The organism is Nitrospiraceae bacterium (assembly GCA_020632595.1).
Lineage (GTDB): Bacteria > Nitrospirota > Nitrospiria > Nitrospirales > UBA8639 > Nitrospira_E.
Genome location: JACKFF010000005.1, coordinates 144818 through 157177, shown reverse-complemented (window position 1 = coordinate 157177; position 12360 = coordinate 144818). Strand labels below are relative to the sequence as shown.

At 52.8% G+C, this 12360-nt stretch carries 10 protein-coding genes; all 10 read right to left on the bottom strand.

The genetic code is table 11. The features are described 5' to 3' along the window. Nucleotides 1-58: 58 nt before the first annotated feature. The 10 genes from H6750_11450 to H6750_11405 all read right to left on the bottom strand — a co-directional run bounded on the left by H6750_11450 (nucleotide 59) and on the right by H6750_11405 (nucleotide 12337). Nucleotides 59-1123 carry a Gfo/Idh/MocA family oxidoreductase gene (locus tag H6750_11450; protein ID MCB9774923.1) on the bottom strand — a complete coding sequence of 355 codons (1065 nt, stop codon included), beginning with the start codon at nucleotides 1121-1123 and terminating at the stop codon, nucleotides 59-61. Between the two features lie 17 nt (nucleotides 1124-1140). After that, complete coding sequence (locus tag H6750_11445; protein ID MCB9774922.1) at nucleotides 1141-2145, bottom strand: glycosyltransferase; 1005 nt, start codon at nucleotides 2143-2145, stop codon at nucleotides 1141-1143. 225 nt (nucleotides 2146-2370) lie between these two features. Continuing rightward, nucleotides 2371-3516 carry a Glu/Leu/Phe/Val dehydrogenase gene (locus H6750_11440; GenBank protein ID MCB9774921.1) on the bottom strand — a complete coding sequence of 382 codons (1146 nt, stop codon included), beginning with the start codon at nucleotides 3514-3516 and terminating at the stop codon, nucleotides 2371-2373. Nucleotides 3517-3894: 378 nt separating this feature from the next. Further along, nucleotides 3895-4641 carry a methyltransferase domain-containing protein gene (locus H6750_11435; protein ID MCB9774920.1) on the bottom strand — a complete coding sequence of 249 codons (747 nt, stop codon included), beginning with the start codon at nucleotides 4639-4641 and terminating at the stop codon, nucleotides 3895-3897. A 3-nt stretch (nucleotides 4642-4644) separates the two neighbouring features. Beyond that, nucleotides 4645-5943, bottom strand: coding sequence for a hypothetical protein (locus H6750_11430; protein ID MCB9774919.1), 1299 nt, complete (start codon nucleotides 5941-5943; stop codon nucleotides 4645-4647). Next, nucleotides 5936-6160, bottom strand: a complete 225-nt coding sequence (locus H6750_11425; GenBank protein MCB9774918.1) for a hypothetical protein — start codon at nucleotides 6158-6160, stop codon at nucleotides 5936-5938. Before H6750_11425 ends, H6750_11430 begins: the two co-directional genes overlap by 8 nt. Nucleotides 6161-6267: 107 nt before the next feature. Then, nucleotides 6268-7632 (bottom strand): phenylacetate--CoA ligase family protein, encoded by a 1365-nt coding sequence (locus tag H6750_11420; protein ID MCB9774917.1) that lies wholly within the window; start codon nucleotides 7630-7632, stop codon nucleotides 6268-6270. Next, nucleotides 7629-9518: an asparagine synthase (glutamine-hydrolyzing) gene (gene asnB / locus H6750_11415; GenBank protein ID MCB9774916.1), complete on the bottom strand. Its 1890-nt coding sequence runs from the start codon at nucleotides 9516-9518 to the stop codon at nucleotides 7629-7631. The genes H6750_11420 and asnB overlap by 4 nt, the downstream gene beginning before the upstream one ends. 241 nt (nucleotides 9519-9759) lie before the next feature. Next, entirely contained in the window at nucleotides 9760-10923 is a 1164-nt protein-coding gene (locus tag H6750_11410; GenBank protein MCB9774915.1) for a hypothetical protein, read from the bottom strand. A 103-nt stretch (nucleotides 10924-11026) separates the two neighbouring features. Next, nucleotides 11027-12337: a phenylacetate--CoA ligase family protein gene (locus H6750_11405; GenBank protein ID MCB9774914.1), complete on the bottom strand. Its 1311-nt coding sequence runs from the start codon at nucleotides 12335-12337 to the stop codon at nucleotides 11027-11029. Nucleotides 12338-12360 lie beyond the last annotated feature (23 nt).

Genomic DNA, 12360 nt, shown 5'->3' with positions numbered 1-12360 from the left:
GTAGTAGGCAATGAATCAGCTTGTTAAACTGACCAACCCTTCGTACTTCAATACCTAGCTATCTCTTGGCTACCGTCACCGCTTTTCCCGTGGCTGCAGACTCCAACGCGGCTAAGGCAACAGCCAGGGCACGCCGTCCATCTTCTAAACCGCATTCAATCCGGCCACCCGCACGGACTGAGCCGATAAAATGCCGCCATTCTTCTATGTAAGACCGGCGCCATTCTCCGCCCTGCCGATTCGTGGCGATCGCCTCGGGGAGTTCGTTGACAAATTTCCTCAAACCTCTGATTCGTGCTTGGATATTCCCCGAATTTTCGGATGTGGTGGAAGTTTGCAACCCGTCAAAACGATAAAAGTCAATCCCGAGCGATCCATCTCGTCCATAAATCTCCATACCGTTCGTTTGAGTTGCACATTCGGAGAATGTCGCCGAAGCAAGGGCGCCGCAACCCAGGCGAGCGGTAACCGTCGCCGACTCATCCTCCCAGGTTCCCGACCGACTGTGTGCACTGATTTCCTCCACCTCCTCATCTAATACATACTTCCAGAGATCGAAATGGTGCATCGCCATTTCAAGCAGAACCCCCCCGCCTGAGATTCGTCTCTTTCTCCAATCGGGGAGATCTTGATTGTAATTCGTCAACAGATTGCTGCGAACAATTTCAAGGGGCCCAACAGCACCTTGCTGAAACAAAGTCCTGGCCTGTCGGGTTAATCGATGCCAACGAGTGTTAAAGCCCAACATGATTTGAAAAGGTAACCCGGCAGCCCGCTCAATAAGTCGATCACATTCCTCAAGGGTCAAGCTCAGTGGCTTCTCGATAAAGAGGTGCTTGCCAGCATCCAATGCTGCCAGGGCGATCTCCACATGGAACTCCACCGGGGCACAAATGGCGATCGCCTCAATTGTCCGGTTCTCAAGCAAGGCTCGATAGTCAGAAACACACTGTTCTACCGCGAGTTGGAGGGAGGCGCGGTGAAGTGCCTCTGGATTGGGATCGGCCAAAGCCACCACCTTTGCACCAGGTACAAATTGTAATGCCGGCAGGTGAAGCACCGTCGTGGCCCGCCCACAACCGACCATTCCTATTCTGACGGGCTGCTTTTCATCAGATTTCATTCATCCTCCACGCTGTTTTAAAAACCCAGTATTTCCAAACGATCCTGCTCTCGAATGTGTTTGAACCGATCAACCTCAAACCTGGCTACCTTGTCCAGGGCATTCCCTGTCCCTAACGCATAGCCAAACATTTGGCCCATGCCATCAACCGCCAAACCAATTATCAAGGCAGGCAGACAGGACAAAAATTGAAATTTTAATTCCTGAGAAGGGAGTCCCGTCCAAATGCGCCACAGCCGGACAATTGGAATAAGAGGCGACCCAAGAGCAAACATGAAGCGCCATGGCAGAGGCTTTTGCCGGGCTCTGGCTCCGGCGAAGAGACGGCCGTTATAGAACTGGGCTGGCACCCAGGAGGACCATAGAGAAAAATTTGTATGGGCGACACTCGCTGTCGACTCCATATACAATTGATGCCCCTTTCCACGAAGATCCCAGTGGAGGACGGTTTCGGCCTCCATCATGGCATCCAGTTGATCCCCATAGCCGAGCAAAATCTCTCGTTTGTAACTGGTATTATGCCCTGGCAAAAATTCCGCTTCCCTGGACGGAGCAGGTGTCAGCCAGGGACCATAGCCAATGAACAGATCCGCCCAACTCACGGCCGTATTGGGATTGGCATTTCTGACGCCGGGTCCCACGGCAACCCATGGACCCTGATGCGCGGAAAGAAGGTTCTCTGCCCATTGCGGATCAGGGAAACAATGGTCCTCAGCCAATGCCACAATGGGGGCTCTCGCTTGACGTATTCCCGCAGCGTTTGCCTGTCCGATGGACTGGAATCTCTTGATCTCGACCACCTGATAACAGGCAAACCCGTCCAATTGATCCACCTCCTGGTCCAACAGTTCCTTCGAAGGCGCCACAACCACTAATTCCAATGACGAGCGGGCGGTTTGAGACCGAAGGTGCGAAACGGCTTTTCGGATGGTGCTGTACCCCGCTGGAGTTGCCAGAATCACGGAAAGAAGCGGAGTCTTTTCCTGGTCCATATCACCTGTAGAAACTTGTCGATCGTCCACTTTATCCACCTTCGCCTTTTCTTTCAGGAGCCTGTATAAAGGACGCCACTTAAAACCGCTCTGAGCCTAAGTGCCCTCTTTTGTCTGTCTATACACGGATTCTCTATTATGGAGGTGTAAAAAATTTGTCCCCGTGCCGGGCACGGCCCAGAAAGTCGGAAAATATCGAAGACCACCAACAGAGAACCCCCTTCCCTTAGCACACCATCAAGATCCACGCGCCACTCAAGCCAACCTCTTTGCAAAATATGGTTGCGCCAGAGCCGCTACAAGAGCACCAGGGACCCAACCCCGAGTATAGAGCTCTACCCCGGCGGCGACGAGCTTTCCGCGCAGCGACGGATGGGCAGCGGTTCGCTGAATCTCCTCAAAGCGTTGTCGCGCAAACGGTTCGGCAATTTCGCGCGGCGATACCTGTCGGAGCCTCGCCTCCTTCAGCAACCAGACGACTCGATCGCCGAAATAAAGATCCATGGTCGAGACGATCTTCTCCCGTTTCATCGAGGCGAAGGCCATCGTACTACCGAGTATCCCGCCACAGTTGGCGACGAAATCGGGAAGATACACCAGGCCTCGTTCAAAAAGAATTTTCTCGGCTTCGGCCGTCACTGGGTTGTTGGCTCCGGGGCAGATGAGACGCGCGAGCACTCGAGGAGCATTGTCAGCATGGAGACTATGATGAGTCGCACAAGGGCAGAGCAGATCCACGGGCAACTCAAATAATTGGGCGCAGGAAATACGTCCGGCATCTGGATAATAATCTACGACGCGGCTGCCGTGCCGATCGGCGAGCTGGTTGAGCTGTTTCACATTCAGACCATGCGGGTTCGTAATCGCTCCCCTCTCGGTGGAGATTGCCACCACCTTGGCATTGGCTTCGTCCAACAGGCTGGCCAACGCGCTCCCCACCTTGCCGAAGCCTTCAATGGCTACCGTACAGCGAGGGAGCGTCAAGCCGAGATGCTGAATCGCACGTTTGGCACTGATGAACACCGTCACTGCCGTATACTGCCCCGATTGCGTATCGCGCAATTCCCGCCACTTGAGCTTCACTCCAACCGCATCGAGCATCGCGCGGATGTCTGTGTCATTTGTACCCATATCAGGGCCAGGGATAAAGATGCGGTTGATCAGAAGCGGAGCGATCGCCCTCCCAAACGCTTCCAAGTGCTGCCGGCGTTCTGCGAGCGGGGCCTCAGGGTTGAAACGCACGCCTGCCTTCGCGCCACCTTGTGGTTGTCTTAAGAAGCCGCACTTGAGCGTCATCGTACGGGCCAGACCACGCACCTCTGCTTCGCTCACATTGGTAGACATGCGAAGCCCCCCTCGCGAGATGCCACACACGGTCGAATCAACGACGACCCAACCCATGACTTCGGACCCTCGAGCGACCGCGCAGACGAGTTGGTTGTCATCCCTCAACTCTCGATAAACATCAACGCAGTCACTTCCCCTGAGTAAAGATGCCATCGAGAATCCCTTTCAAGACTTCAATGCTCAAACAACCATGAAGTGGCCGGTGAGATGGCATGCGGAATTTCCAGAGAGATGTTGAAACCTTGCTCACCCAAAGACTGTTTGGGTGCTTCTTGCCCGCGGCTTATGAAATTAGTTCCAACCTTCATGTCCTAAAGAATCATCAAAGATCAGACATTGGTTTAAGATGATCTTTTCACACGTTCGCAGCACCCGGTAACCGAGCTATTGCCTGTTTAGCAGGTACCCCATATCGCCGGACACCATTGCGGTCTAGGTCTTTTTTGCATTGAGGAATAACAACTCCCAATTCATACGACACTCGTGGCTATCGAGATTATAGCCCAGGTGCTTTCGGATACCCTCTACGACCTGGGCACGGTCTGCTTTATCGATCCCGAACAACAATTGAGAAAATCGTCCCATGGCCTGGGGGGAATCAAACTTCCAGTGAAAGGGGATCAACGAAGACTCCCTCATAGTAAATCCCCATCGTTCGATCTCATCTTGAGTTTTTGCGGTGATATAAGTCCCTTTGTGTCCCATTGTATTGTGTTCGTTGACAAAACCGTCCAAAAATTCGGAAACGGCCGACCCCGCTTGCACGTCGGCAATAGTAAGCGTCCCTCCCTTTCTTAGCATTCGAAAAGCCTCTGAAAAAAACCGGCTCTTTTCATCGACATGGTGCAAGGCCGCGAGGCTGATAATTTTATCCACCGCCCCGGTTTCGACCGGAATATCCTCCAGGGTTGAAAGCAACACGTGGGGCACGCCATTCGCTCTGCAGAGATCGACAAACACCTCTGAGGTTTCGATATGGCAAAGAGTCATAGTCCGATCCACGAAATGCCTTAAGTACCCTCCGCCGGAGGGAATATCACAAACGATATCTCCATCTTTCATGTCACCCATACGGACGATATGAAGGAATTCTTCTGCACGAGCGCTCGGGTACAGAGTCATTGCTTGATGATAAAGATGGCCTCGTTTTTTAAAAATTGCGCGATATTCCGAAAACATCAATCACCTCGTATTCTTTTTGCCTGCCTCGGGATTCCCATGCGCTTTTGTCGATATCGGTTGATTCCCGCCTAACGTCGGAAGAATTTGTTCCAAATCGCAGAATTCCGTCCCACCAACATAAGGTATTCCGCCTCTATCTTGCCCTGGAAGCGCACCCACCTCCTGTGAGCTATATCCGGTTGGCACCACCACAAAGAGTCGCTGCAGACCTGCCATCCACAAGCAGGGATGTATCATAGAGGCTTGATCCGCGTGGGCTACGCCATTGAGCTTGAGAGCGGTTAGCCCCGCCAGGTGCCCGTGGTTTCTGAAAATCAACGGCGCGTCAGCAAGGAAGTCGAAGACCTGCTTGTTCGGTCGCTCCCACCGGACCAGGTAATCATAGGGAGTCTGGTGTTCATCCATGAGATGGACTCCCCACTTCCTCTTGAAACGAAGAAGTCCGTCATTGAGAATCGGCGGAGTGCCACCGAAGTCAATGCTGGCAGATCTACTCTCTTGGGCACACTTGATTTCGAAAATGTAGAGTGCCGCAAGAGCACCCTGCTTCATCACCGTGAGATCCCCTCCAGGTGTGCCCAAAGCCACTCCACGGAAGACGTCACCCTCCTGCTCAAACAGCGCCGCGGCAATACGATGGTTGCCCCTCCGCAGCCAGATGAGTCCCCCGCGACGAAACCTTCGACGGAGCTGATGCACGTTATAGATCACGGCGAACTCTCCGTGCCGTTTCTGAACGAAGGGAAGGTACATTGAGGAGTAAAACGCCTCGCAGTCTGCCTCCCGATGTGAGACCTCCATCGTGAAACCTTCACGCCGGAGCGTACCCAAATCTTCCTTTACGCTGCGGCTGTTACGTGCAAGCTTGTCAAAATCGACCGGCAGCAAAAGTCGGCAACCGATACTTTCGGGAACCACAAGGTAACCGTCTCCAAAGAAAAGACGGGCAGAGACACGATCGACGCGCGCGACACAAATGTCCGCATCGACGGCCAAACGTTTTAGGAACGTAGGAAGGGCCCATACAGGAACGGTTCCAACCACCTCTCGCCGAGGCGCATCTGCAAAGAAGCGACGCGGCAGATAATCAGCCCAGGGTTGAAACCCGGCCACGACGATGGTTCCGGATCGCCTGGAATGTCTGGTTGGCCCTCGCAAAAAAGCGACAGGTACGCGAAGCGCAACCCATGGCAAGACCCATGGGGCACATTTCTTGGCTACATCCTCCAAGCCGGCTGGAGCATGCTCATAGAGCCACCACGCCCAGTCCTTGAAGCGGGGAAATTTTTGGTTAGCCATGCCCATTTTCAACTCTCAGAGACTCATTACTCAGATTACCAATTTCAAGCAAACACAGGGGACGTCCCCAGCGAATAGTCCGTTCCTGTTCGATAAACCGAAAATGATATCCGATGCATTTATTTGGATTTTCAACCATAAAACATGTGGGGGCATTTCGATTATTGGTAATGCGGACATCATGAGCAGGCTCTTCAATGTGTGCCTGTGGGGACATCGTCCTCCCATGATGATTGAGATATCCGCGTGTCTTGACAGTTCGATGGTAGGGTGCAAGCAAAAGTCACCTGATGTTCCTTGTCCACCACACTATCGCCATGAGAATTAGCAGTCGTCATTGACTATAGGAGGAATTATTTTTTGATCCGGCCATGCAAAGGCGTCATACGCCGATCGAATATGGGAACGATACACTCGAAATTTCCCATTTGCCTCCCTCGGGATTGTGTCCACCAACACTACTTGGAACTCCACGTCCGATCCCAGCAACGCCATCACCGGTTGAACCAACGCCGCCATCTCCCGAGCGGAGGGTGTATGAAACGGGACGACTTTCATCACGATGAATTCCAATCGTTCCTGAGTCACCTGAAATTCTCGAATCCAGGAGACCTTTCTGACCCCCAACTCATAGGGATGGACAACCCTGTCACCGGGAAGGACGAAGTAATCGATCATACGTCCCTGGATCGATCGAATTGTGGAAAACGGTTGTCCGCATTGACAGGTTTGGCTTCCCTTTGTAACGACATCGCCAAGCTGGTATCGGATCAACGGCATCGCAAATGAATGCAAGTCGGTTCCAACAAGCTCTCCCCTCTCTCCTTCATCCGCCGGGGCCCCATCCCGCAGCACTTCGATAATTAAGCCATCGTCACATGAGTGATACTCCCCGGTTGTTGGGCATTCCCAGGCCAGAAGGTAAAATTCAATACTTCCATATGTTTCATAGACTGGCGCCGAAAACCCGTCTTGAATCTGTTGGCGCATGAGTGGCGTCAGGACTTCTCCACCGGGATTCACAAAGTGGAGTCCCAGGGACCGTAGGACATCGTGATTCACAGTCTGCGCGACCCTGGCCAACACACCGGGATACCCCCCCACGACCGTAGGCTTGAACTTCTGCAGAGCCTGGACAATGTCCTCGGGTGGCTGCAAGGCATCAATGACCTTTCGCCGGGCCATCCCGAGGTTGCCCAGGATCCGCTTGATGAGCTGGTCCTCTCTCTGGATATTCCAGTTCCCCATCACATAACAAATCTTGTCGTTCGCGCGGAGGCCCAATGCATGGAGCGCACGCCACCGAAAGGCTCCATGAAGGCGCTCCTCCAGCCAAGTGCGGCGCACAATAAATGGTCGCCCGGAGGACCCGCTGGAGGCGCGGGTAATCAGAGACCCCGGGTTCACATTCCGAGCAACGATTTCATCGACCGGCAAGGCTTGCAAATCACTCCTGGAAGTGATGGGCACGGCCTCCAGATCCTTGACCGTTCGGATATCCCGGGGTTTCAGTCCATGTCGATCAAAGAGCCCACGGTAATAGGGCACATGGCGATAGGCATGTGCGACCAACCTGCACACTCGTTCGTTTTGAAAGGCCGCGATCTTCTCCCGTCCGACATGCGGATGGCGAAGCATGGAATAGAGCGTGGAAACAGAGTTGGAGAACAACACACTCGTGCATTTCACGACGGACGGCACCCTTGGACAAATAGGTCATCCCATATTTGAATGTTGAGGACACCGATTAACTCTCTTCCAAAATTCGCCTTGCCGTGTTGATGTTGCTGAAGCATGTGTCGAACAGAATGAGGATTGAAATACCCTTTGGTGTGGAGCCTGTTTTCGGATAGAGCGTCTGCAACAAATTCCGGCAAACGCCCATGCCATGGCCAAAATGGGGCGGAAAGGCCCCTTTTTTTTCTTTTCAGAATTTCAGCGGGCAAGACACCTTCCAGGGCCCGTCGAAGAATATGCTTTTCCTGTAGCCCTCTCATTTTCAAGTCGGATGGAATCTGGCTGCATAATTCGACAAATTCATGATCGAGGAATGGCACGCGTGCCTCCAGGCCATAAGCCATGGAGGCGGCATCCAGGGTTCTTGTAATGAAGTCCGAAAGGCGTACATTGATATCCAAGTATTGTAATTGAGCAAAACGACTCCATCCTTCAAAATCTTTCGGAAGAGAGCAAGGCGGTTCTGAATCGGTGAAAGAAGAATGGATGTTGCTAAGATGATCGGAAAAAAGATCATCGGAACTTCGGTGGGAGGCATTATCGATTATTTGGATGTATCGAGACCGGTCCATTGCGGCATGGGCGGCGAATGCCCGGCTTGATCGAGAATATTTTTTCCTCAGGAAGGGGATGTTTGCAATAAGTTGACGCAGACTGAGTGGAAGATTGATGAATGGTTCAAGCAACCGCTCAACCCGGTACCACGGGTAGCCCCCGAATATTTCATCCGAGCCCTCTCCGGTCAAGACCACTTTCACCTGCTGCGCCGCCATCCTGGCGAGCAACATATGAGGGATGCCCCCAGATGAGATATTGGGATCTTCACGATGCCAAATTATCTCCGGCAACAAATCAAAATCGGCGGTTCTGCAGGTGGTGATGTGATGGCGGAGATTGTAGCCCGAGAAATCGGTGAGAATCCTATTCGGACCTATCTCATTAAACAATGGGTCTTCAAACGCCGCAGAAAAGGTGTGGATAGGATCCGAGATTTGCCGGCTCATCAAGCCTGCCATGGCACTTGAATCGATTCCACTGCTTAAATAACACCCTAATGGCACATCGCTTCGGAGGTGGAGGCGAACGGACTCTTCCAATTTTTCCCGCACCGCCTCGGCCCATTCCGTGGAGCTTCGTCGTAAGCCTTCCTCTCCCATTGATGGAAAGGAGAGATCCCAATAACGCTGAATCGTGATCTTCCCGTTTTCATGGAGAAGATAATGCGCGGGCGGGAGCCGACGTATTGAACAGAAGAGGGTTTGCGGCGCTTGAACAAATCCGACCGCAAACAACTCCCTCATGGCACCGGCATCAACCTGACGGTTAATACCACCGCTTGCTAGGATGGACTTCAACTCCGATCCAAAAAACAGAGCACCCGGTTTGATGGCATAGCTGAGGGGTTTGATACCGAACCGATCTCTGGCCAACATGAGACGGCGATGCCGGGCATCCCAGATAGCGAAGCCGAACATGCCTCTCAGAAAATCCACACAACGCACCCCATAATCTTCGTACAAATGAACAAGGACTTCGACATCCGAATGTGTCCTGAAACGATGACCTGCAGCCTCCAGATCTTGACGCAATTCCTTGTAGTTGTAGATCTCTCCATTGCATACAACGGTGACAGAGTGATCCTCATTGGAGATGGGCTGATCGCCGGTTTCCAAGTCAATGATGCTCAGTCGACGGAAGCCGAGACCAATGCCCGGTTCAACAAAGTACCCGTCCCCATCCGGTCCACGATGGGACATCATGTTTGTCATCCGATGAAGCATATCCCGATCGACCGGCCTGTTAGAATCGGCATACACCACGCCGCACAATCCGCACATAGGTACTCCTACTCTTGTGTGTCTCGTATCCCTCAGGCAACCTTCGGTGAAATGCGTTTGGTCGGGGTCCTCGTTGATGGCTTTCAAATCAACAATTGGATACAACGCAATTTTATAGCCAGAAACTATTGTCTAGCCAAAGGAGGTGTTCAAACCTCATATTTTGCCAAAACGGTAACCTTACTGATCATCGGTGCAAAGCGAGGGAATGTTGATGAAGCCCTCGATGTCTTCGCAAGCCTCATGAAAGGGTCGCTGAGAATCGGGCATGGCTCCGGTTACGCTTAACGGGAACTCCCTCATCTATCATCGGTTGGCGACCACACGCAGTTAGAAGGTAGAGCCGATGTAGCCCTTCAATCCAGAGAGATCGGCGACTCTGTGTTTCGTCCCCATGGATTGCCGACAATCGTCCTCCGTCCCGAAAGACAAGGCCCGTGTGAGAGAAGAAATCCTTCACTATGCCGTTTACACTATTCCAACGGATCAACAGATCATAATAAGAATTAGGATTGTCAAATAAAGCATTTCCCCATTTGCGTTTATAGCGAAACAATCCGTCATGCAGGGAAGACCGAGCGGCCCTAAAATTTACCTCTGTAAAGCCCGATTGGCGGGCATGCTGGATGCTGTAATAGTAGAGCGCGGCCATAATTCCTCTTTTTTTCAGAGGGAGTTCACCCGAAGTCATGCCTATAGCCAAAAGGTTAAACGTGTCCTGTTTTCGTTCATAGAGAACACCGGCAAGGGGCTGATTATCTCGCCTAACCCAGAGGATTCCCCCTTTTCGGATAAACCGACGTAATTCCTGCCGGCCTTTGATGATGGCCATGTCTCCATGACGGTCTCTCGAGAAAGGGACGTACATGGAATCATAGAACTCGTCAAACCGCTCCTCCCTTTCGGTGACCAATGGCTGCAACTTGTGTTTGCGGACTAGACGCATATCCTCACGAATGCTTCGGTTACTACGCACCAACCCATCGAGATCCCCAGCAAGGGCGAGCCGCATGTCAATCCATTCAGGAACCGCGAGATAGTCCTTTCCGAAGAATGTTTCCGCTGACAATCGGTCTGCACGAACGATCGTCAGATCGGCCGCTTCACGCAGGCGGTCTAGCAGAACCGGCAGGTCCCGTAACGCCACATTTCCTACCAGTTCACGTTGGGGCTCCCCGATGAAAAACCTGTTCGGCAAATAGGCAACCCAGGGATCATGGCCCGCCACCAATAGTGTCCCGTTTTGCCCGGATGGAAGAGTGGGCCCCCGCAGCAACACAACTGGGACCCCTTGTAATCCCAGGCACGTCCACACGTAAAAGCCATATCGCGGAACCAGGACTTGTGCCTTGCCGGAAAGGCGGGAGATGACCCACTCTACCACCATGTTTTTAAAATGCTTCATCCTATCCGTGCCCGCTGTTTGTGTTTCGACCAGCCGGAACCACATTCACCAGGTTGAGCGAACCTCTATCGTGATTTCCACGAAACCTTGGGAATGCCGCGTTTCAAGGCGCCGTTCCCGTGGTGTCTCTGTGAGAACCCTCATTGATATTGACCCTCGAGAAGATTGCATGGGTCTTGCCCGTGCCATCTGCCGGCCAGGGCTTCACAATCCTGATTGAAAGATCGATCTCTCCAAGGAGCTTGCGAAGATGACCCAGAAGAATTAGATGGACATTCGAATCGGGTTCTACGTTCTCGATCCTTGTATGGCCGACGAGAGCGTGGAAGGTGAGCTCGAGCCGAAACTTCTTTAGGCCTTCCTGGTAAAGACGGTATTCTCCGAGGCGGAGTGTGTCCGCGAGGTGATCAAGTATCTGTCGGGTCGTAAGGAGACGCCCATCTCCGAGTAAAATTGAAGCTCGTTCGCGCCCTTCAATTGAACCCATCAAAGGCAATTGCCGACCGCAGGAACATCCACCAGATGCTGCTATGGCAAGATCAGCCGTGTTGTACCGTATCAGCGGCATTGTCCGGGCACGCAAATCTGTCACCACAATGGTCCCTAATTCGCCCGGATGGACCGGTAGCCCATCCCGCAAGACTTCAATAAAATGTGTATCCGCATTCACATGGAACGCCCCACGGTGTTCGCATTGCCAGGCGATATACCCGACCTCGGTCTGGCCATACAGCCCGACCGGTTCACGGCCGAAGACTCGGGTGACCAATTGACGGGTTTCGGCATCCACCAGCTCTCCTGCGCAAAACACCACCCGTGGCCGTTTAAGTGTGGCCTGAACCGCTTCGCTCGCTCGCGCAATCCGGCGAAGGGCTGTCGCCGTGCCAACCACCACATCCGCCTTTGCTTCTAACAATTGTGCCAACTGGTCCTCGATGGATTGTGCCGTTGAGATCCACGTCTTCCGGGAAATACCGAAGCGCTGCAGTACGTGAGAGGGACCCGGCTTTATCTGAAATTGCGCCGTGTTATGGCGCCAACGAAATCCGTGTTCAAACCATATCCGCAATCCCACGGCTCTTCGCACCCGTTCCTCGAGCGGCCGTTTCCAAATCCGTAGTGCTGCACCTGATGAACCGCTGGTCTCAAGATAGGTGCAGGATGAGGGGTCCACTCCCCGCGCCAGCAACTCACCACGTTTTGCAGATTCTCGCACCAGGGGAGCGGTGATGATTGGAATTCGATCCAGATCTTGAATGCCTCGAATGGCTTGGACATCTACACCCGCTTCGTCCCAAACACGCCGGTAAAAAGGGACGTTACTATAGGCATGGATGATAGCGTCACGGAACAAATGATCCTGCAACGATCGGAGGTTTGCGGGAGAGCGTGTGACGTTCGCCCTCAGATCCATTAAACACTTCCATGTGCGCAGAA